We start from the raw sequence: 21,442 nt of genomic DNA, 5'->3' as shown, positions 1-21,442 counted from the left end.
GAGCCTGTTACTTGGCGGCGTTGGCCGCGTCGATCAGGGCCTGCTTGTCGACGGCGCCGACGTAGAGCGTGCCGTTGTCCGTGACCAGCGCGTTGACCAGGCGGGTGCTGAAGACCCGGCCGGAGCCGAAGGAGCCGTGCACCGTGTCGCCGATGCTGTCCAGGAACGCCGCGGCGCCGCCGGCAGCTCCCTTGTCCTTGCCCTTGTCCTTGCCGGAGGGCAGGCCGGAGCCCTCACCCTTGACCGTGGCGATGGACGTCCAGCCCTTGCCGAGGACGTTCATCCCGCCCATGTCCTTGGTGGCGGCCTTCATGTCCTTGGGGGCCGCGCCGTCCTTGCCGTGCGGGCGGTGCGCCTTCGCGTCCGCCGCGCCGCCGTCGACGACCTTGGCGCCCTTGGGCGGGGTGAAGGAGAACGTGCTCGCGGCGGGCTTGGCGAAGTCGACGCTGGTGTAACCGACGTCGATGGCGGCCGCGCCACCGCTCTTGGGGGTCAGGGTGAACTTCAGCGGCACACCCTTGGCCGCGTCGACCGCGACCCGGATCGAGCCGACCGTGGAGGCCGACTGCTTGGGCTTGATGAGCAGCTGGTAGGCGTCCCGCCCGGCGACCTTGGCGGTGCCGTCGACGGTGACCGAGGTCGTGTCGCCGGCCGCCTGGAGGGCCTGCTTCGCGAGGTCCTGCGGCGTGGCGTTCTTCGGGCCCGGGGGAAGCCCTTCGGGGGCCTGCCGCTTGCCGTGCCGGCCGGCCTCGGGCGCGGTGTGGTGGAAGGCGGTGTTGCTGGCGCTGTCGTACCCCCACACCTCGTTGCCGTTGTGCACGAGGCTGTACTCGGCGGCCTTGTCGATGATCGACACCCGCTGCTTCTCGGGGCCGTCGGCGGCCACACGGAGGGTGTGCGTCCCGGACGCCAGCTCCATCAGCTTGCTCTGCGGTGCGGCGGATCCGCCGTCCCCGCCCTTCTGGCCGCCGAAGGCGCCCGCTCCGCCGGCCCCGCCCGGCAGGGACGGCAGACCGAGGTCTGTGCTGACCCGGACCGTGCCGGAGAGCTGCTGGACATCCGACTTGGCCATCTTGGCTATCAGGTCCTGTGCCGAGATCTTCGGCAGATCCGGCGAACCCGAGCCGGCGAACGCCGGGACCAGTCCGATCGTGGCCGCCGCCACTGCCGCCACTGTGACCGGCACGGCGTACCGCGCCGCCTTACGACGCCTGGCGGAGCCCTCCCCGTCCCAGCCGTCGGTGCCCTCTGTCGGTTCGTTGCGTGGCATCTGCCCTACCTCCGTCGTGTGCGGCGGTTGTTGCGCTGTCCACTCGTCCACCCCTGGGCTCATTGTGGCCCGTCCGCCGCGCTCTGGTGGTTTCCATCTCACCAAATCCCCGGGCGCCACGCGTCAGCCCGCGGGAGCAACTTGTCGTACTGCTGAGGTATGACACACGGTCATCTCAGGCAGGAACTCCGTACGCCGGGAGTCTGATCACTCCCTAGGGGATGGCGGAACGGGCCTCGGGGACGGGGCTCAGCCCGCCCGGTGCACGACCGCGTCGCAGAGGCCCTCGAGGGCCGCCTTGGCCGTGCAGGCCGGCAGCGGTGCCAGCGAGGCGCGCGCCTCCTCGGCGTGGCGGACGGTGTCCCGCCGGGCCTCTTCGAGCGCCGGGTGGGCGCGCAGCCCGGCCAGCGCCTCCGCGTGCCGTGCGTCGTCGGTGAGGTCACCGGCCAGCAGCTCGGCCAGCGCACGGTCCTCGGGCGTGCCGGAGCTGCTCTCGGCCCGCGCCCGCAGGCGCAGTACGGGCAGCGTCGGGATGCCCTCGCGCAGGTCCGTGCCGGGCGTCTTGCCCGATTCATGGGAGTCGCTGGCGATGTCCAGGACGTCGTCGGCCAACTGGAAGGCGGTGCCCAGCCGCTCGCCGTACTGGGTGAGGATGTTGACGGTCGACTCGTCGGCGCCCGACATCATCGCGCCGAAGCGCCCCGCGACCGCGACCAGCGAGCCGGTCTTGCCCGCGAGGACGTCCAGGTAGTGGTCGATGGGGTCGCGGCCGTCGCGCGGTCCGGCGGTCTCCAGGATCTGGCCGGTCACCAGGCGCTCGAACGCCTCGGCCTGGATCCGGACCGCGTCCGGTCCGAGGTCGGCGAGGATGTGCGAGGCGCGGGCGAACAGGAAGTCGCCGGTCAGCACGGCGACGGAGTTGCCCCAGCGGGCGTTGGCGCTGGCCACGCCGCGGCGCACGTCCGCCTCGTCCATCACGTCGTCGTGGTAGAGCGTCGCCAGGTGCGTCAGCTCCACCACGACCGCGGAGGGCACCACGCCGGGGCTGTAGGGGTCACCGAATTGCGCGGCCAGCATCACCAGCAGCGGCCGGAACCGCTTGCCACCCGCGCGCACGAGATGCTGCGCGGATCCGGTGATGAACGGCACGTCGCTCTTGGTGGCCTCCAGCAGGCCCTCCTCGACAGCCGCCAACCCGGCCTGGACATCGGCCTCAAGAGCCTGGTCCCGCACGCTCAGCCCGAAGGGCCCGACGACGGTCACGAGGGGTACTCCTGTCTGCTGACGATCAAACTGAATGTCGATCTGTCGCTGTCTCCACCGTTGGCCAGCGTATCCGGTCGCAGTTCGATCACCGTGAGCGCCCGCCCCCGAACCGCCCGGGAAGCACCGCACCCCCCTGGCAGGTGCGTGGGGCCTCGCGCGTTGACGTGCGCGCGGGGCGGGAGCACGGGAGGCGGCGAGGCCCGCGCGTTCCCCTGGGCCGCGGTCGTCACCGCGGTGACGGGAGAGCCGAATACCGGCGAGGAGCATGCCGTTTTCGGCCATCCCGGGGCCGCCCGCCCCGTCGCCGCCGAGGCCCCGGGCCGCCGTCCGCCCGGGGCCCGGGGCCCGGGGCTCACCCGTACGCCCGCGCCAGGGCCCGTGCCAGCCGCGGCGAGGCGAATTCCGTGCCGCACACGAAGCGCATCACCGGCCCGAACGAGGCGGCCGCCGGCAGCCCCGTGAAGTACAGCCCCGGTACGGACGAGCACAAGCCGGCATTCAGCAGCGGTCCGCCGGCCCGCGTCACGATCTCGGTGCGCAGCCCCTGGCCCAGGAAGTCCAGCGCCGCCAGGTCCATCCGGTAGCCGGTCGCGGCCAGCACATGGTCGGCGACCAGCTCCCCGCCCTGCCCGTCGGCGCCGCGCAGCGCCAGGACGGGACGGCCGTCGCGGACCGTGGCCCGCACGATCCGCCGCCCCTGCGTCACCTGCACCCGGCCGGTGAAGCGGTCCCGCAGCCACCACGCCCCCAGCGGGCCGAGCACCCGGCGCACCAGATAGCGCCGGGCGGGCACCGGCAGCCGGCGGAAGGCGCCGGCGTGGTACGACAGCGCGTGCAGCGACCAGGCGTTGCCGAACGGCGAGGACGGCCGCAGGCGGGGCTGCCGGTCCGGCGGCGCACCGAAGCCCACCGCGGCCGGGCCGCGCGCCACCACCCGCACCGACTCCGCCCCCGCCTCGGCCAGCAGCACCGCGCTCTCCAGCGCCGACTGCCCGGCGCCGATCACGACCACCGACCGGCCGGCCAGCGCGGCCAGGTCGTGGTGCTGCGAGCTGTGCGAGACCGGACCGGTGGCGGACGGGCCGTCGGGGATCGCGGCGGCCAGCTCCGGCGGCAGGTGCGCCAGCCCGCTCAGCCCCGTGGCGACGACCACCGCCCGCGCGCCGACCTGCTCCCCGCTGTCCAGCTTCAGCTCGAAGCCGTCGGCCCGCCGGTCGGCCGAGACCACCCGCACCTGCTCCAGATCGGGGACCAGCCGCCGCTGCACCCACTGCCCGTATCGGACGAAGGCCTCGACGGGGATGAGGTCCCAGTCCGACGCGAACGGCCCCTCCCCCGTCGCCGCGCAGAAGTCCGCGAGGCCGTGCCCGGGCTGCGGGGCGTCGATGCCGGACGCCGCCGGCGTCGACTTGAGCAGCATGCCCGCGGGCATCTGCGCCCGCCAGCTCACCATCGGCTGCCCGAAGACCCGCACCGGCAGGCCGCGCGCCCGTAAGTGCGCGGCCGTCGACAGGCCGTACGGCCCGGCCCCGATCACCGCTACCGGAGTGCTCAATTCGGTCCCTCCCCTTGCTCGATCGGTGCCTGGGCACCCGCCCGGCGGCCCGCCCGCCGCAGCTGCATCAGATGTCTGGCGCCCGGCCCGACGGACCGCGCGAGCATCGTCAGGAACGGCAGCGGGTCATCGCCGGCGAACCACGCGAGCTCGGTGCCGGCGGCCCGTGCCGGGGTGTGCGGGGTGCGGCGGCCGCTGCGCCGGTACGCCCATCGCGCGGGCAGATCGACGTTCTCGACGACGAAGCGGTGCCCGGCGCGCTGGGCGCCCTCGGGGACGGTGCGCCCGGTGAGCGCCAGATGCTGGGCGCGGACCACGTCCACCCCCGCCGTGTTCTCGAAGAGCCGGAACTGCGCGCCCATCCGCGGATTGAAGTCCAGCAGTTTGTACCGGCCGTCGCGGCGGTCGAAGCGCCAGTCCAGATCGGCGATGCCGGTGAAGCCGATGCGGCGGATGAACCGCGCGCTCATCCGGGCGAGTTCGGGGTTGTCGGCGACATGGGCGCAGGCCGTCATGCCGGCGTGCGGGGGCCAGGAGCGCACCTTGACGCCGGTGAACAGTGCCAGCGGCGCACCGTCCGCGGCGAAGCAGCCGTGCACGACCCAGTCCTCGGCGTGCTCCCGCGGCAGATACTCCTGGAGTATCACCCCGGGCCGCGGGCCCCAGTCGCGCGCCAGGTCCAGCAGCTGCTCCGGCCCGGCGATGCGGGTCGTCCCGATGACGGCGGGCCGCGCGCGGCGGACGAACGCCTCGCGGTTCTTGGCCACCACCGGGAAGCGCGCCCGTCCCGCGTACGCCTCGATGTCCGCGTACGAGCGGGGGAAGACGGCGGCCGGCGAGGGCACCCCGTGCGCGGTGCACAGCTCGTGCAGCCCCTGCTTGCTGGCCAGCCGCCGCGGCAGGCCGGGGGCCGGGCGGGGAAAGAGAAACGATCCGGCGAGCGCCTCGGCATGTTCGGCCGTCAGCACCGCCGCCTCTTCGTCGGTGGGGAGCAGCAGCGCCGGCCGGCCGATCCGCCGGCCGATCCGCAGCAGCCCGGCCACCAGCCGCTCCGGCTCCTCGCGTCCGGTGGTGGGCCACACGAAGCGGCCGCGGAGGTAGCGGGAGGCGGCCGCGGGCGTCCAGCGGTCCTCCGTCACGGCGTACATGGGCACCCCGAGCCGCCCCAGCGTGCGGATCGCCCCCACACCGCCGTGGTGCAGGGGGTAGGAGCCGATCTTCACGATCAGCCCCGGAACGCTCCGGTCGACCGCGAGCCGTGCGCCACTGCGAGCCACGTGTCCCCCCAACGGCACGGTCCCTCCCCGGCCCGCGCCAGGAAAGGAAGCTAGGCCCGAATTGCGTAGTGCAGCAAGGCTTTTCCGGACATTGCCGAGGCGCGAGGCGCAGCGAACGGCGCGATGGCCCCCTCTCTTCCTACGCATCCGCGCCGTCGCGCCCCAACCTCCCCGACGGCCGGCGCCCGGTCGTACTCTGATCAACAGGCCCCACGGCCTGCGGGCCACCGGGCCCGGCCGCCCACCGGCGACGACGAACGCGAGGAGCTGTCCATGCCCGAGCAGAGCCCGTTCGACCTGGCCGAAGGCGATCCCTTCGGCCCGCACAACCTCCCCTACGGCGTCTTCAGCACGGCCGACGCACCCAGCCGGCGCCGCATCGGCGTCCGCTACGGCGACCGGGTCCTCGATCTGAGCGCGCTGCCCAGCGCCCTGCCCGCCGCCATCCGTCCGCACGCCGAACTGCTCGCGGCACCGACCCTCAACCCGCTGCTCGCGGCCGGCCGACCCGTCTGGCAGCAGATCCGCGCGGCCGTGCGCAGCGCCGTGACCGACCCCGCGCACCGTGGCGAAGTGGCGCCGCTGTTCCACCCGTTGGACGAGGTCACCCTGCACCTGCCCTTCGAGGTCGCCGACTACGTCGACTTCTACTCCAGCGAGCACCACGCCACCAACGTCGGCCGGATCTTCCGCCCCGACAGCGCGGCACTGCCCCCCAACTGGAAGCATCTGCCGATCGGCTACCACGGCCGGGCGGGCACCGTCGTCGCCACCGGCACCCCGGTCGTACGGCCGCAGGGCCAGCGCAAGGCCCCCGAGGAGGAGCTGCCGTCCTTCGGCCCGTCCCTCCGCCTCGACATCGAGGCCGAGGTCGGCTTCGTCGTCGGCACGCCCTCCACGCTCCACGAGCCGGTCGGCCTCGGCTCCTTCCGCGAGCACGTCTTCGGCGTCTGCCTGGTCAACGACTGGTCCGCCCGCGACATCCAGGCCTGGGAGTACATGCCGCTCGGCCCGTTCCTCGGCAAGTCCTTCGCCACCTCCGTCTCCGCCTGGATCACCCCGCTCGACGCCCTCGACGAGGCCCGTACGCCGCCGCCCGCCCGGGACTTCCCGCTGCTGCCCTACCTCGACGACGCGGCGGCGGAGCCGGGCGGCCTCGACCTGCGGATCGAGGTGCGGATCAACGGCGAGACCGTCTCCCGGCCGCCCTTCTCCGCCATGTACTGGACGGCCGCCCAGCAGCTCGCCCACATGACGGTCAACGGCGCCTCGCTGCGCACCGGTGATCTGTTCGCCTCCGGCACGGTCTCCGGGCCCGACCCCGACCAGCTCGGCTGCCTGCTCGAACTCACTCGCGGCAAGGGCCCCTACCTCCAGGACGGCGACGAGGTCACCCTCACCGCCTGGGCGCCCGGTCCCGACGGCGCCCGGATCGGACTGGGCGAGGTCACCGGCCGCATCCTGCCCGCGGGATGACCGCGGCGCCGCTCACCCTCGCCGAGGAGCTGCTGCTGCTCGCCCATGACCCGGCCCGCGGCCGGCCCCTGAACAACGCCCGGTATCTGCGGTGGGGGCTGGCCGGCGCGGCGCTGGCCGAGCTGGAGGAGGCGGGGCGGATCGCCATGGAGCGCGGCGGCCGGATCGCGGTGGTCAATCCGCTGCCGCCGGGCGATCCGGTGCTGGACGGCGCGCTGGCGGCCCTGCCGGCGCCGGCCAAGCAGCGCCGGGGCGTCGCCGCACAGCGCTGGGTGCAGCGCGCCGGCCGGCCGGTCCAGGAACTGTGCCTGCGGCGGCTGGTGGAGCGCGGCGCACTGCGCAGGGAGCCCCGGCGGGCGCTGGGCCTCTTCCCGTACGAGCGTTTCCCGGCCGGGGCGGTGGATCTTCTCGGCCCGGCCCGGGAACGCTTCATAGCCGCGGCAACCGCGGGATTCCCGGACCGCCGCAGCCGGGTGCTCGGCGCGCTGGTCTCGGCGGCCGGCCTGGACCGTACCGTCCTGGCCGGCCGCGACCATCGCACCGCACGCCGTGCGATGAAGGGGTTCACACAGGAGATCTGGACTGCGCGGGCGGTCGAGCGCGCGGTACGGGCGGACAAGTCGGCAGGAGACGGGGGCTGACCCGCCTCGGGGGCACCTTATTCCCGTTATCGCCCTCTTCCGCATCTTCCTTGCCTTCCTTACCTTCCTTGCCTTCCTTACCTTTCTCCACTTTCTCCACTTTCTCCACTTTCTGTCCGTCCGCACGTCACAGCCCCACACCAACTCCGTACCGGCGCCGCCGCAATCGTGCGGACGACTCGAAGGGCTGCCGGGGGCGCTGTTAGCCTCACGTCACCTGACCCACGACCTAGGAGACGCACGTGCGCAAGGCAGCGCAGATCGCCGGGGCGGCAGCCATCGCCGCGATGCTGCTCAGCGGCTGCGGAAGCAGCGGCGACACCGGCAGCGACAGCAAGCCGAGCAAGGCGCCGCAGGATGCGCCGTCGACTCCGGGAGGCACCGGCAAGTCCGCGGGCACCGGCGCGGTCGAGGGGGCCTGGAAGTCCGGCTCGGCCGGCAAGCCGCTGATCCTCGTGATCAGCCAGGGCACCGTCGCCTTCAGCAACGGGCACCAGGCCGCCTGCCTGGGCAAGGTCCAGGAGATGGGCGGGATGGCCATGGCCGTCCTCAAGTGCACCGACGGGGACACCACCCGCACCATGGGCACCCTCAAGCCCGGCGCGGACGGCAAGACCCTGACGGTCGACTGGAAGAACGGCCCCACCGAGAAGTTCACCAAGTCCAGCGACGGCAGCGTGAAGATCCCGGACATGCCGCAGCTGCCGAGCCAGATGCCCAAGAGCTGACCTCTGCGCCGTACGGCGACGGCCGCCGCCCGGAGCCCCCCGAGGGTTCCGGGCGGCGGCCGTCGCCGTGCCGCCGGGCCGCCGTGCTCAGCGCACGAAGACCGAGGCCTGGCCGGCCAGATCGAGGAAATACTGCGGCGCCAGGCCGAGCACCAGGGTGGCGGTCACGCCGATGGCGATGGCGGTGGTCGTCAGCGGGCTGGGCACCGCGACGGTCGGGCCGTCCGCCTTCGGCTCGTTGAAGAACATCAGCACGATGACGCGGATGTAGAAGAACGCGGCGATGGCGGAGGAGAGCACACCGACCACCACCAGCCAGCCCGCGCCGCTCTGTGCCGCCGCCTTGAAGACCGCGAACTTCCCGGCGAACCCGGAGGTCAGCGGGATGCCCGCGAAGGCCAGCAGGAACACCGCGAAGACCGCGGCCACCAGCGGCGAACGCCGCCCGAGCCCGGCCCACTTGGACAGTGCGGTGGCCTCGCCGCCCGCGTCCCGCACCAGGGTGATCACGGCGAAGGCGCCGAGCGTCACGAAGGAGTAGGCGCCGAGGTAGAAGAGCACCGAGGAGACGCCGTCCTCGCTGGTGGCGACGACACCGGCGAGGAGGAAGCCGGCATGCGCGATGGAGGAGTAGGCCAGTAGCCGCTTGATGTCGGTCTGGGTGATGGCGACGATCGCCCCGCCCAGCATCGTGAGGATCGCGACGCCCCACATCACCGGCCGCCAGTCCCAGCGCAGGCCCGGCAGCACGACGTACAGCAGGCGCAGCAGCGCGCCGAAGGCCGCGACCTTGGTGGCGGCCGCCATGAAGCCGGTGACCGGGGTCGGGGCGCCCTGGTAGACGTCCGGGGTCCACATGTGGAACGGGACCGCGCCGACCTTGAACAGCAGCCCCATCAGCACCAGCGCCGCGCCGATCAGCAGCAGGGCGTCATTGCCCATCGTGCCGGCCAGCGCCGGATCGATCTGCTTGGCGCCGTCCGAGACCACCTCGGCGATCCCGGCGTAGGTGACCGTGCCCGCGTAGCCGTAGAGCAGGGCCACGCCGAACAGCAGGAAGGCCGAGGAGAAGGCGCCGAGGAGGAAGTACTTCACCGCGGCCTCCTGCGACAGCAGCCGCTGGCGGCGGGCCAGCGCACACAGGATGTACAGCGGGAGGGAGAAGACCTCCAGCGCGATGAAGAGCGTCAGCAGGTCGTTGGCCGCCGGGAAGATCAGCATGCCGCCGACCGCGAAGAGCAGGATCGGGAAGACTTCGGTGGTGGTGAACCCGGCCTTGGTCGCGGCCTGTTCGGCCGCGCCGCCGGGGACGGCCGCGGGCTGTGCGGCGAAGGAGTCCACACGGTTGCCGTGCGCCGCGGGGTCGAGCCGGCGCTCGGCGAAGGTGAAGACGGCGATCAGGGACACCAGCAGGATCGTGCCCTGGAGGAACAGCGCGGGACCGTCGACGGCGACGGCGCCCATCGCGGCGATGTGCGCCTTGGACGAGCCGAAGCCGCCGGCCGCCAGGCCGATCACCGCGGCGAACGCGGCGGCCAGCGCCACCAGCGACAGCAGCAGCTGGGAGTAGTAGCGGTTGCGGCGCGGGACCAGCGCCTCGATCAGGATGCCGATCACCGCCGCGCCGAGGACGATCAGCGTCGGTGACAGCTCGGTGTACTCGATGTGCGGCGCCGGGATCTTGCCCGGTGCGCCGGACGCCACCGTCCACAGGCTGTGGACACTTGCCACGGAACTCACTTCGCGGCCTCCGCGTCTTGTTCACGCACGGCGTGGCCGTGCCGGCCTCCGCCGGGCACGGCGTCCACCTGCACAGTGGGCTTGGGATCCTTCTTGTCCACGACGGACAGGGTGTGGTCGACCGCCGGATTGACCAGGTCGGTCAGCGGCTTGGGGTACACCCCGAGGAAGAGCAGCAGCGCGATCAGCGGCGCCACCACGACCAGCTCCCGCACCCGGAGGTCGGGCAGGCCGCTCACCTGGGGCTTCACCGGCCCGGTCATCGTCCGCTGGTAGAGGACGAGGACGTACAGGGCGGCGAGCACGATGCCGAGGGTGGCGATGATGCCGATCACCGGATAGCGGCTGAACGTGCCGACCAGGACCAGGAATTCACTGACGAACGGCGCCAGACCGGGCAGCGAGAGGGTGGCCAGACCGCCGATGAGGAAGGTGCCGGCGAGGATCGGGGCGACCTTCTGGACGCCGCCGTAGTCCGCGATGAGCCGGGAGCCGCGGCGGCTGATCAGGAAGCCGGCCACCAGCATCAGCGCGGCGGTCGAGATGCCGTGGTTGACCATGTAGAGCGTCGCGCCGCCCTGGCCCTGGGAGGTCATCGCGAAGATGCCCAGGATGATGAAGCCGAAGTGGGAGATCGAGGCGTAGGCGATCAGACGCTTGATGTCGCGCTGGGCGACCGCCAGCAGCGCGCCGTAGAGCACGCTGATCAGCGCGAGCACCAGGATGACGGGCGTCGCCCAGCTGCTGGCCTCGGGGAAGAGCTGGAGGCAGAAGCGGAGCATCGCGAAGGTGCCGACCTTGTCGACCACCGCGGTGATGAGCACCGCGACCGGTGAGGTGGACTCGCCCATGGCACCCGGCAGCCAGGTGTGCAGCGGCCACAGCGGCGCCTTCACCGCGAAGGCGAAGAAGAAGCCGAGGAAGAGCAGCCGCTCGGTGCCGGTGCCGATGTGCAGCCGGCCGGCCGCCCGGGCCTCGACGATCTGCTGGAGCGAGAAGGTGCCGTTGCCGAGCTGGTCGGCGGTGACGGCGTAGAGCCCGATCACCGCGGCCAGCATGATCAGTCCGCCGGCGAGGTTGTAGAGCAGGAACTTCACCGCGGCGTAGGACCGCCGGCGCGCGGCCTCGTCCTCGTCGTCGCCGCCGGCCCGGTCCCCGAAGCCGCCGATGAGGAAGTACATCGGGATCAGCATGGCTTCGAAGAAGAGGTAGAAGACGAAGACGTCGGTGGCCTCGAAGGAGATGACCACCATCGCCTCGACGGCCAGGATCAGCGCGAAGAAGCCCTGGGTGGGCCGCCAGCGCCGGTTGGGCGTGGCCTCCTCCAGGGGGTCGGCGTCATGCCAGCCGGCCAGGATGATGAAGGGGATCAGCAGGGTGGTCAGGGCGATCAGGGCGACCGCGATGCCGTCCACGCCGAGTTCGTAGCGGACACCGAAGTCGCTGATCCAGGCGTGCGATTCGGTGAACTGATAGGGGCTCTTGGAGCCGGGGTCGAAGCGGAACGCGACCACCAGCGCCAGCGCGAAGGTGACCACCGAGACCAGCAGCGCGAGCCACTTGGCCGCGGTGCGCTTGGCGGCGGGCAGCGCGGCGGTGGCGATCGCACCGGCCGCCGGCACCGCGGCCACCACCGTCAGCAGGGGAAACGACATGGCTCAGACACCCCTCATCAGCAGGGTCGCGGCGACGAGAACGGCGGCGCCGCCCAGCATCTGGACCGCGTAGGAACGCACGAACCCGGTCTGCAACTGCCGCAGCAGGCCGGAGAGTCCGCCCATCGCGGCCGCCGTGCCGTTGACCGCGCCGTCCACCACGGAGCGGTCGAGCTGGACGAGGGTGCCGGTGACCTGCTCACCGCCGCGGACGAAGACGACGTGGTTGAAGTCGTCCTGGAGCAGATCGCGGCGGGCGGCCCGGGTCAGCAGCGAACCACGCGGGGCGAGCGCCGGGACGGGCTTGCGGCCGTACATCCCCCAGGCGATGCCGACCCCGATGACCAGCACCACCATGGTGGCGGCGGTGACCGTGGTGGCACTGACCGGGGAGTGGCCGTGCGCGAACGAGGTGACCGGCTCCAGCCACTTCACAAACACCTCGTTGATGCTGAACAGCCCGCCGGCGAAGACCGATCCGAAGGCGAGCACGATCATCGGGAGCGTCATGACCTTGGGCGACTCGTGCGGATGCACCTCGGCGGGGTCCCAGCGCTTCTCGCCGAAGAAGGTCATCAGCATCACCCGCGTCATGTAGAAGGCGGTGATCGCGGCGCCGAGGAGGGCCGCGCCGCCGAGGATCCAGCCCTCGGTGCCGCCCCTGGCGAACGCCGCCTCGATGATCTTGTCCTTGGAGAAGAAGCCGGACAGCCCGGGGAAGCCGATGATCGCCAGATAGCCGAGGCCGAAGGTGACGAAGGTGACCGGCATGTACCTCCGCAGACCGCCGTAACGGCGCATGTCCACCTCGTCGTTCATGCCGTGCATCACGGAACCGGCGCCGAGGAAGAGGCCCGCCTTGAAGAAGCCGTGGGTGACCAGATGCATGATCGCGAAGGCATAGCCGATCGGGCCGAGCCCGGCGGCCAGGATCATGTACCCGATCTGCGACATCGTCGAGCCGGCCAGCGCCTTCTTGATGTCGTCCTTGGCACAACCGACGATCGCACCGAAGAGAAGGGTGACCGCGCCCACCACGACGACCGCCAGCTGGGCGGTCGGCGCGGCATTGAAGATCGCCCCGGAGCGGGTGATCAGATACACGCCGGCGGTGACCATCGTGGCGGCGTGGATCAGGGCCGAGACCGGGGTCGGGCCCTCCATCGCGTCACCGAGCCAGGACTGCAGGGGCACCTGTGCCGACTTGCCGCAGGCCGCCAGCAGCAGCAACAGCCCGAGGGCGGTCAGTGTGCCCTGGCCGGTGCGGCCGGTGGCGGCGAACACCGGGCCGAAGGCGAAGGTCCCGAACGTCGTGAACATCAGCATGATCGCGATGGACAGGCCCATGTCGCCGACGCGGTTGACCAGGAACGCCTTCTTGGCGGCGGTGGCCGCGCTGGGCTTGTGCTGCCAGAAGCCGATGAGGAGGTACGAGGCGAGGCCGACGCCCTCCCAGCCGGCGTACAGCAGGAGGTAGTTGTCGGCGAGGACGAGCAGCAGCATCGCCGCGAGGAAGAGGTTGAGATAGCCGAAGAAGCGGCGGCGCCGCTCGTCGTGCTCCATATAGCCGATCGAGTAGATGTGGATCAGCGATCCGACACCCGTGATCAGCAGGACGAAGGTCATCGACAGCTGGTCGAGCTGGAAGGCGACGTCGGCGCGGAAGCCGCCGACCGGGATCCAGCTGAACAGCTGCTGATGCAGGGCGCGGTCCCCGGCTCCCTTGCCGAGCATGTCGGCGAAGAGCACCACCCCGATGGCGAACGACGCCACCGAGAACAGCGTGCCGATCAGATGGCCGGTGCGGTCGAATCGTGTGCCGCCGCACAACAGCAGGGCCGCACCGACCAGCGGTGCCGCGACAAGCAGCGCGATCAAGTTCTCCACTTTGTGCGACCCCTTACAGCTTCATCAGGCTGGCGTCGTCGACCGAGGCCGTATGACGGGTGCGGAAGATCGACACGATGATGGCCAGGCCGACCACGACCTCGGCCGCCGCGACGACCATGGTGAAGAAGGCGATGATCTGGCCGTCCAGATTCCCGTGCATCCGCGAGAAGGTGACGAAGGCGAGGTTGCAGGCGTTGAGCATCAGCTCGATGCACATGAACACCACGATGGCGTTCCGCCTGATCAGCACCCCGGCCGCGCCGATGGTGAACAACAGGGCGGCGAGATAGAGGTAGTAGACCGGATTCATTTCTTGGCCCCCTCCTTGTGCTCCCTGGGCGCCGGCCCACCGGACGGCGGCTCCGCCGGCTCGTCCCCGGTGCTCCGGCCCAGCCAGTCCTCGGAGCGCCGCTCCAGTGCCTTGAGCTCGGCGAGCGACTCACCGGAGACATCGCGGACCTGGCCCCGCTCACGCAGCGTCGGACTGACGCTCAGCTCGGACGTGGTGCCGTCCGGCAACAGGCCCGGGATGTCGACGGCGTTGTGCCGGGCGTAGACACCCGGGGCGGGCAGCGGCGGCACCTGCTTGCCCTCGCGCACCCGCGCCTCGGACTGCTCACGCTGCGTCCTGGCGCGCTCCGTGCGCTCCCGGTGGGTGAGCACCATCGCGCCGACGGCCGCCGTGATCAGCAGTGCGCCGGTGATTTCGAAGGCGAAGACGTACTTGGTGAAGATGAGCGCCGCCAGGCCCTGCACATTGCCGCCGGCGTTGGCCTCGCCCAGGCCGTTGAACTCCTTGAGCGAGGCATTGCCGATACCGGCGATCAGCAGGATGCCGAAGCCGATGCCCAGACCGGCGGCGAGCCACCGCTGGCCCTTGAGCGTCTCCTTGAGGGAGTCCGCGGCCGTGACACCGACGAGCATGACGACGAACAGGAACAGCATCATGATCGCGCCCGTGTAGACCACGATCTGGACGACGCCGAGGAAGTACGCGCCGTTGGCGAGGTAGAAGATCGCCAGGACGATCATGGTCCCGGCGAGCGAGAGGGCGCTGTGCACCGCCCGCTTCATCAGGATCGTGCACAGCGCGCCGGCGACGGCGACGATGCCCAGGACCCAGAACTGCACGGCCTCTCCCGTGGAGGTCATGGAGGCCGCGGCGGCCAGAGCGGTCATGCCGTCGCCCCCTTGCCCTCGGACTCCGGCCTCTCGCCCTGGGAGTGGGCGACCTGACGGACCGCCCCCGGCGCGGCCTCGGTCACCAGGCCCTTGTAGTAGTCCTTCTCCGTCATGCCGGGGTAGATCGCATGCGGGGTGTCGACCATCGTGTCCTCCAGGCCCGCGAGCAGCTCCTCCTTGGTGTAGATGAGCGAGGCGCGGGTCCGGTCGGCGAGTTCGTACTCGTTGGTCATGGTCAGTGCGCGGGTCGGGCAGGCCTCCACGCACAGGCCGCACAGGATGCAGCGCAGATAGTTGATCTGGTAGACGCGGCCGTAGCGCTCGCCCGGGGAGTAGCGCTCCTCGTCGGTGTTGTCCGCGCCCTCGACATAGATCGCGTCCGCCGGGCAGGCCCAGGCGCACAGCTCGCAGCCGATGCACTTCTCCAGCCCGTCCGGATGGCGGTTGAGCTGGTGGCGGCCGTGGAAGCGCGGCGCCGTCGGCTTCTTCTCCTCCGGATACTGCTCGGTCAGCCGCTTCTTGAACATGGCCTTGAAGGTCACGCCGAAGCCGGCCACGGGGTTCTGGAACTCAGGCACCGTCGCCCCCCTTTCCGTCGTGTGCGTTTCCGTCACTGACAGTGTCCACCCCGCCACTGACAATCAACTCTCTGTCGCCGCGCGGCCGTCGGCGGGGCACCGGTGGCAGCTGCTGCCCCGGCAGCGGCGGGACCGGGAAACCGCCGGCCATCGGGTCGAAGGCCCCGTCGCCGTCGGTCTCCTCCGCCGCCTCACCGCGCCGGAAGAAGTCGACGAGCAGGGAGATCAGCAGCAGCGCGATGGCGCCGCCGGCGACGTACAGCACGATCTGGGAGAAGTTGTAGCCCTCGTTCTTCAGCGCCCGGACGGTGGCGACCAGCATCAGCCAGACCAGCGAGACCGGGATGAGGACCTTCCAGCCCAGCTTCATGAACTGGTCGTAGCGCACCCGGGGAAGGGTGCCGCGCAGCCAGATGAAGAAGAACAGCAGCAGCTGCACCTTGAGGGTGAACCAGAGCAGCGGCCACCAGCCGTGGTTGGCGCCCTCCCAGAAGGTGGAGAGGGGCCAGGGAGCCCGCCAGCCGCCCAGGAAGAGGGTGATCGCGACCGCCGAGACGGTGACCATGTTGACGTACTCGGCGAGCATGAACATCGCGAACTTGATCGACGAGTACTCGGTGTTGAAGCCGCCGACGAGGTCGCCCTCGGACTCCGGCATGTCGAACGGCGCGCGGTTGGTCTCGCCCACCATCGCGACGATGTAGATGATGAAGGACACCGGCAGCAGCAGGACGTACCACCGGTTGTGCTGCGACTCCACGATGGTCGACGTCGACATCGACCCGGAGTAGAGGAACACCGCCGCGAACGACATCCCCATCGCGATCTCGTACGAGATCATCTGCGCGCACGAGCGCAGCCCGCCCAGCAGCGGATAGGTCGAGCCGGAGGACCAGCCGGCCAGCACGATGCCGTAGATGCCGACCGAGGCCGTGGCCAGGATGTAGAGGATGCCGATCGGCAGGTCGGTCAGCTGCATCGGGGTGCGGACCCCGAAGATCGAGATCTCGTTGCCCGCCGGGCCGAAGGGGATCACCGCGATCGCCATGAAGGCCGGGATGGCCGCCACGACCGGCGCGAGAACATAGACCACCTTGTCGGCCCGCTTGACGACCAGGTCCTCCTTCAGCATCAGCTTGATGCCGTCGGCGAGGGACTGGAGCATGCCCCAGGGACCGTGCCGGTTGGGGCCGATGCGCAGCTGCATCCAGGCGACGACCTTGCGTTCCCAGACGATCGAGAACAGCACCGTCAGCATCAGGAAGGCGAAGCAGAAGACCGCCTTGATGACGACGAGCCACCACGGGTCGTGGCCGAACATCGACAGGTCTTCCCGGGCCAGCGCGCTGCCGGCGGCGAGTTGATCGAGCTGCTGCATCATGCGTCCACCTCCTCGGCCGGCTCCGGCAGGCCCGGGGCCGCGGAGATCTTCACCAGGTCACCGGGGAGCGCCCCGATATCGGCGGCGACGCCACCGCCCGTGGAATTCAGCGGCAGCCACACCACCCGGTCGGGCATCGGCGTGACCTGGAGCGGCAGCCACACCGAACCGGCCGGTCCGGTCACCGCCAGCAGGTCACCGTCCTTGACCCCGGTCTCCTGCGCGGTGGCCCGCGACAGCCGGGCGAGGGCGGCATGGCGGGTACCGGCCAGCGCCTCGTCGCCTTCCTGGAGCAGCCCCTGGTCCAGCAGGAGCCGGTGGCCGGCGAGGACGGCCTCGCCGCTGTCCGGCCGGGGCAGCGCCCGCCCGGTCTCCGCCGGCTCCCCGGCATACGGGCCGTCCCAGCCGCCGAGCCGGTCCAGTTCGCGCCGCACGGAGCGGATGTCCGGCAGCCCGAGATGGACGTCCATGGCGTCGGCGAGCATGTCCAGCACCCGGGAGTCGGGCTGCGACTGCCGTCGGGTCATCTGGTCCGGCTTGAGCGCCGCCTCGAACAGCCGGGCCCGGCCCTCCCAGTTGAGGAACGTGCCGGACTTCTCCACGACGGCCGCCACCGGCAGGACCACATCCGCCCGCTCGGTGACCTGCGAGGGCCGCAGCTCCAGGCTGACCAGGAAGCCGACGGCCTCCAGGGCGGTCAGCGCACGGGCCGGGTCCGGCAGGTCCGCCACCTCGACGCCGCCGACCAGCAGCGCACCGAGCTCCCCGGTCGCCGCGGCCTCGATGATCTGGCCGGTGTCCCGGCCGTGCCGGTGCGGCAGCGCGGCCACGCCCCAGGCGGCGGCGACCTCGTCGCGGGCCCGCGGGTCGGTGGCCGGCCGGCCGCCGGGCAGCAGACCGGGCAGCGCACCGGCCTCGACGGCGCCGCGTTCACCGGCCCGCCGCGGGATCCACACCAGCTGGGCGCCGGTGGCGGTGGCGGCGCGGACCGCGGCGGTCAGCGCGCCGGGCACCGCCGCCAGCCGTTCGCCGACGACGATCACCGCGCCGTCCGCGCGCAGCGCCTCGGCCGCGGCCCGCCCCTCGCCGTCCAGACCGGCCCCGCCCGCGAGCCCCTCCTGGGAGAGCGCCGTCAGCCACTCGGTCTCGGTGCCGGGCGCGGCCGGCAGCAGCGTGCCGCCGGCCTTGATCAGGCCGCGGGAGGCGTAACTCGCCAGCCCGAAGGTGCGCTGTCCGCTCTTGCGGTGGGCCTTGCGCAGCCGCAGGAAGACACCGGGCGCCTCCTCCTCGGCCTCGATGCCGGCCAGCAGGACGGCCGGTGCCTTCTCCAGCGCGGTGTAGGTGACGACTGCCCCGCCGCCCGGCCCACGGGTGGTGCGCCCGTCGTCCAGGTCGCGGCCGCGGCCGGCGACCCGGGCGGCCAGGAAGTCCGCCTCCTCGGCGCTGTGCGCCCGGGCCCGGAAGTCGATGTCGTGGGTGTCCAGCGCGACCCGGGCGAACTTGGCGTAGGCGTAGGCGTCCTCGACGGTCAGCCGGCCGCCGGTCAGCACGCCGGTACGGCCCCTGGCCGCCGACAGCCCGCGGGCCGCCGCCTCCAGGGCGGCCGGCCAGCTCGCCGGCTCCAGTTCACCGGACTCCCGGTTGCGCACCAGGGGGTGCTCCAGCCGGTCGCGCTGCTGGGCGTACCGGAAGGCGAACCGCCCCTTGTCGCAGATCCACTCCTCGTTGACCTCGGGGTCGTTGGCCGCCAGCCGCCGCAGGACCTTGCCGCGCCGGTGGTCCGTACGCGTCGCGCAGCCGCCCGCGCAGTGCTCGCACACCGACGGCGAGGAGACCAGGTCGAAGGGGCGGGAACGGAAGCGGTACGCGGCGGAGGTGAGCGCGCCGACCGGGCAGATCTGGATGGTGTTGCCGGAGAAGTACGACTCGAAGGGGTCGCCCTCCCCCGTACCTACCTGCTGAAGGGCGCCGCGCTCGAGCAGCTCGATCATCGGGTCGCCGGCGATCTGGTTGCTGAAGCGGGTGCAGCGCGCGCACAGCACGCACCGCTCGCGGTCCAGCAGCACCTGCGTGGAGATCGGCACCGGCTTGGCGAAGGTGCGTTTCTTGCCCTCGAAGCGCGACTCCGGGTCGCCGACCTGCATCGCCTGGTTCTGCAGCGGGCACTCGCCGCCCTTGTCGCAGACCGGGCAGTCCAGCGGGTGGTTGATCAGCAGCAGCTCCATCACGCCGCGCTGGGCCTTCTCCGCCACCGGCGAGGTGAGCTGCGACTTGACGACCATGCCGTCGGTGCAGGTGATGGTGCAGGAGGCCATCGGCTTGCGCTGGCCCTCGACCTCGACGATGCACTGCCGGCAGGCGCCCGCCGGGTCCAGCAGCGGGTGGTCGCAGAAGCGCGGGATCTCGATGCCGAGGAGCTCGGCGGCACGGATGACCAGCGTCCCCTTGGGGACGGAGATCTCGATGCCGTCGATCGTCAGGGTGACGAGGTCCTCCGGCGGGATCGCCGCCTCGCCGCCTCCGGTGGGGCCCGCGGCCGAGCCGCTGTTCGGTCCCGGTGTGGTGACGGTCATGCATTCACCCCCAGGTGAGCGTCGTTGTCGCCCCAGAGGGTCGACTTGGCGGGGTCGAAGGGGCAGCCCTTGCCGGTGATGTGCTGCTCGTACTCCTCGCGGAAGAACTTCAGCGAGGAGAAGATCGGCGAGGCGGCGCCGTCGCCGAGCGCGCAGAAGGACTTGCCGTTGATGTTGTCGGCGATGTCGTCGATCTTGTCGAGATCATCGAGCCCGCCGCGCCCTTCTTCGATGGCTCGCAGCAACTGCACCAGCCAGTACGTGCCTTCGCGGCAGGGCGTGCACTTGCCGCAGGACTCGTGCGCGTAGAACTCGGTCCAGCGGGTGACCGCCCGGACCACGCAGGTGGTCTCGTCGAAGCACTGCAGCGCCTTGGTGCCGAGCATCGAGCCGGCCGCGCCGACGCCCTCGTAGTCGAGCGGGACGTCGAGGTGTTCGTCGGTGAACATCGGGGTCGAGGAGCCGCCCGGCGTCCAGAACTTCAGACGGTGGCCGCGGCGCATCCCGCCGCTCATGTCCAGCAGCTGGCGCAGCGTGATGCCCAGCGGGGCCTCGTACTGGCCGGGGCGGGCGACATGGCCGCTGAGCGAGTAGAGCGTGAAGCCCGGGGACTTCTCGCTGCCCATCGAGCGGAACCAGTCCTTGCCCTGGTGCAGGATCGCGGGAACCGAGGCGATGGACTCGACGTTGTTCACGACGGTGGGGCAGGCGTAGAGGCCCGCCACCGCCGGGAAGGGGGGACGCAGCCGGGGCTGTCCGCGACGGCCCTCCAGGGAGTCCAGCAGCGCGGTTTCCTCACCGCAGATGTACGCGCCGGCGCCCGCGTGCACGATCACATCCAGGTCGAGCCCCGAGCCGAGGATGTTCTTCCCGAGGAAGCCCGCCGCATAGGCCTCGCGCACGGCTTCGTGCAGCCGGCGCAGGACGGGGACGACCTCACCGCGCAGATAGATGAAGGCATGGTTCGACCGGATCGCATGGCAGGCGATCACGATGCCCTCGATGAGGGAGTGCGGGTTGGCGAAGAGGAGCGGGATGTCCTTGCAGGTCCCCGGCTCCGACTCGTCGGCGTTGACCACGAGATAGTGTGGTTTGCCGTCGCCCTGCGGGATGAACTGCCACTTCATCCCGGTGGGGAAGCCGGCGCCGCCGCGGCCGCGCAGCCCGGAGTCCTTGACGTAGGCGATGACGTCGTCCGGGGGCATCGCGAGCGCCTTGCGCAGGCCCTCGTAGCCCTCGTGCCGGCGGTAGGTCTCCAGCGTCCAGGATTCGGGCTGGTCCCAGAAGGCGGACAGGACCGGTGTCAGGAGCTTTTCGGGGCCGGCCTCACCGCCGGCCTCGGACCGGGAGGCGCCCCCGTGCTCGGCTGCCACTGTCATCACTCCCCCTCCTCTGCTGCGGGCCCCGCCGGATGGTGGTCGTCGGAGGCCGAGGTCTCGTGCGGTGCGTCGTGCGAACTGGGGTGGCCCGGGGGCGCCTGGCCGTCGCCGTGGCCGGCGGCGGGCGCCTCGTCGGTGCCGGTCCGCGCGGTGCGGGGCGCGATGACGGTGTCGCCGCCGTGGCCCGGGGCGACCTCTCCCTTGGCCAGGCGCAGCCCGATCAGGGAGGCGGGCCCGGCGCCGCCGGTGGCCTGGACGGCTCCGGGGCGCTCGTCGGGGAATCCCGCGAGCATCCGGGCGGTCTGTTGGAAGGTGCACAGCGGGGCGCCGCGGGTGGGCTCGACGGTCCGGCCGGCCCGCAGGTCGTCGACGAGCTGCCGGGCCGACTGCGGGGTCTGGTTGTCGAAGAACTCCCAGTTGACCATCACGACCGGGGCGAAGTCGCAGGCCGCGTTGCACTCGATGTGTTCGAGGGTGACGGCGCCGTCCTCGGTGGTCTCGCCGTTGCCGACGCCGAGATGCTCCTTGAGGTCCTCGAAGATGGCGTCGCCGCCCATCACCGCGCACAGGGTGTTGGTGCAGACCCCGACCTGGTAGTCACCGCTCGCCTTGCGGCGGTACATGGAGTAGAAGGTCGAGACCGCGGTGACCTCGGCGGTGGTCAGGTCGAGCAGCTCGGCGCAGAAGCGGATGCCGGTGCGGGTGACGTGCCCCTCCTCGGCCTGGACGAGGTGCAGCAGCGGCAGCAGCGCCGAGCGCGCGCCGGGGTAGCGGGCGATCACCTCCTTGGCGTCCGCTTCGAGCCGGGCCCGGACGTCCGCCGGGTAGTCGGGGGCGGGGAGCGCGGGCAT

General features: G+C 71.6%; 17 protein-coding genes. 3 read left to right on the top strand and 14 right to left on the bottom strand.

What is annotated here, in order from left to right; translation table 11 throughout:
• Positions 1 to 7 precede the first annotated feature (7 nt).
• The 4 genes from OIU81_RS20285 to OIU81_RS20270 all read right to left on the bottom strand — a co-directional run bounded on the left by OIU81_RS20285 (position 8) and on the right by OIU81_RS20270 (position 5,368).
• Positions 8 to 1,270 carry a LolA family protein gene (locus OIU81_RS20285; RefSeq protein WP_329149889.1) on the bottom strand — a complete coding sequence of 421 codons (1,263 nt, stop codon included), beginning with the start codon at positions 1,268 to 1,270 and terminating at the stop codon, positions 8 to 10.
• A 249-nt stretch (positions 1,271 to 1,519) separates the two neighbouring features.
• Positions 1,520 to 2,533, bottom strand: a complete 1,014-nt coding sequence (locus OIU81_RS20280) for a polyprenyl synthetase family protein (protein ID WP_329149887.1) — start codon at positions 2,531 to 2,533, stop codon at positions 1,520 to 1,522.
• A 355-nt stretch (positions 2,534 to 2,888) separates the two neighbouring features.
• Positions 2,889 to 4,091, bottom strand: a complete 1,203-nt coding sequence (locus OIU81_RS20275; RefSeq protein ID WP_329149884.1) for an FAD-dependent oxidoreductase — start codon at positions 4,089 to 4,091, stop codon at positions 2,889 to 2,891.
• Positions 4,088 to 5,368, bottom strand: a complete 1,281-nt coding sequence (locus OIU81_RS20270) for a carboxylate--amine ligase (RefSeq protein ID WP_329149882.1) — start codon at positions 5,366 to 5,368, stop codon at positions 4,088 to 4,090. The genes OIU81_RS20275 and OIU81_RS20270 overlap by 4 nt, the downstream gene beginning before the upstream one ends.
• A 273-nt stretch (positions 5,369 to 5,641) precedes the next feature.
• On the opposite strand from OIU81_RS20270, the gene fahA reads away from it, so the two are divergent.
• The 3 genes from fahA (at position 5,642) to OIU81_RS20255 (ending at position 8,213) form a co-directional block, all read left to right on the top strand.
• Positions 5,642 to 6,844 (top strand): fumarylacetoacetase, encoded by a 1,203-nt coding sequence (fahA, locus tag OIU81_RS20265; protein ID WP_329149881.1) that lies wholly within the window; start codon positions 5,642 to 5,644, stop codon positions 6,842 to 6,844.
• Positions 6,841 to 7,485 (top strand): GOLPH3/VPS74 family protein, encoded by a 645-nt coding sequence (locus OIU81_RS20260; protein ID WP_329149879.1) that lies wholly within the window; start codon positions 6,841 to 6,843, stop codon positions 7,483 to 7,485. Before fahA ends, OIU81_RS20260 begins: the two co-directional genes overlap by 4 nt.
• Before the next feature lie 242 nt (positions 7,486 to 7,727).
• Positions 7,728 to 8,213 (top strand): hypothetical protein, encoded by a 486-nt coding sequence (locus OIU81_RS20255; RefSeq protein ID WP_329149877.1) that lies wholly within the window; start codon positions 7,728 to 7,730, stop codon positions 8,211 to 8,213.
• 87 nt (positions 8,214 to 8,300) lie between these two features.
• On the opposite strand, the gene nuoN is transcribed toward OIU81_RS20255, so the two are convergent.
• Genes nuoN through nuoE form a run of 10 tightly spaced genes read right to left on the bottom strand, consistent with a single transcriptional unit; the run spans position 8,301 to position 21,442 of the window.
• Complete coding sequence (gene nuoN / locus OIU81_RS20250) at positions 8,301 to 9,953, bottom strand: NADH-quinone oxidoreductase subunit NuoN (RefSeq protein ID WP_329149875.1); 1,653 nt, start codon at positions 9,951 to 9,953, stop codon at positions 8,301 to 8,303.
• Positions 9,950 to 11,608: an NADH-quinone oxidoreductase subunit M gene (locus OIU81_RS20245; protein ID WP_329149872.1), complete on the bottom strand. Its 1,659-nt coding sequence runs from the start codon at positions 11,606 to 11,608 to the stop codon at positions 9,950 to 9,952. The genes nuoN and OIU81_RS20245 overlap by 4 nt, the downstream gene beginning before the upstream one ends.
• A gap of 3 nt (positions 11,609 to 11,611) precedes the next feature.
• Positions 11,612 to 13,495: an NADH-quinone oxidoreductase subunit L gene (gene nuoL, locus OIU81_RS20240; protein ID WP_329149870.1), complete on the bottom strand. Its 1,884-nt coding sequence runs from the start codon at positions 13,493 to 13,495 to the stop codon at positions 11,612 to 11,614.
• Between the two features lie 13 nt (positions 13,496 to 13,508).
• Entirely contained in the window at positions 13,509 to 13,808 is a 300-nt protein-coding gene (nuoK, locus tag OIU81_RS20235; RefSeq protein ID WP_018090964.1) for an NADH-quinone oxidoreductase subunit NuoK, read from the bottom strand.
• Positions 13,805 to 14,677 carry an NADH-quinone oxidoreductase subunit J gene (locus OIU81_RS20230; protein ID WP_329149868.1) on the bottom strand — a complete coding sequence of 291 codons (873 nt, stop codon included), beginning with the start codon at positions 14,675 to 14,677 and terminating at the stop codon, positions 13,805 to 13,807. Before OIU81_RS20230 ends, nuoK begins: the two co-directional genes overlap by 4 nt.
• Entirely contained in the window at positions 14,674 to 15,258 is a 585-nt protein-coding gene (gene nuoI / locus OIU81_RS20225) for an NADH-quinone oxidoreductase subunit NuoI (protein WP_329149866.1), read from the bottom strand. The genes OIU81_RS20230 and nuoI overlap by 4 nt, the downstream gene beginning before the upstream one ends.
• A complete protein-coding gene (gene nuoH, locus OIU81_RS20220) occupies positions 15,251 to 16,636 on the bottom strand; it encodes an NADH-quinone oxidoreductase subunit NuoH (protein WP_443074154.1) in 1,386 nt (461 codons plus the stop codon). Before nuoH ends, nuoI begins: the two co-directional genes overlap by 8 nt.
• Positions 16,636 to 19,212: an NADH-quinone oxidoreductase subunit G gene (locus tag OIU81_RS20215; RefSeq protein WP_329149862.1), complete on the bottom strand. Its 2,577-nt coding sequence runs from the start codon at positions 19,210 to 19,212 to the stop codon at positions 16,636 to 16,638. The genes nuoH and OIU81_RS20215 overlap by 1 nt, the downstream gene beginning before the upstream one ends.
• On the bottom strand, positions 19,209 to 20,591 hold the full coding sequence (gene nuoF, locus OIU81_RS20210; protein ID WP_329149861.1) for an NADH-quinone oxidoreductase subunit NuoF: 1,383 nt from the start codon (positions 20,589 to 20,591) through the stop codon (positions 19,209 to 19,211). The genes OIU81_RS20215 and nuoF overlap by 4 nt, the downstream gene beginning before the upstream one ends.
• A complete protein-coding gene (nuoE, locus tag OIU81_RS20205) occupies positions 20,591 to 21,442 on the bottom strand; it encodes an NADH-quinone oxidoreductase subunit NuoE (RefSeq protein WP_329155246.1) in 852 nt (283 codons plus the stop codon). Before nuoE ends, nuoF begins: the two co-directional genes overlap by 1 nt.

Origin of the sequence: Streptomyces sp. NBC_01454 (genome assembly GCF_036227565.1) — a bacterium.
In the GTDB taxonomy this organism is placed as follows: domain Bacteria; phylum Actinomycetota; class Actinomycetes; order Streptomycetales; family Streptomycetaceae; genus Streptomyces.
The sequence above is the reverse complement of the archived record's forward strand: the minus strand, read 5'-3'. Positions and strand labels throughout refer to the sequence as shown.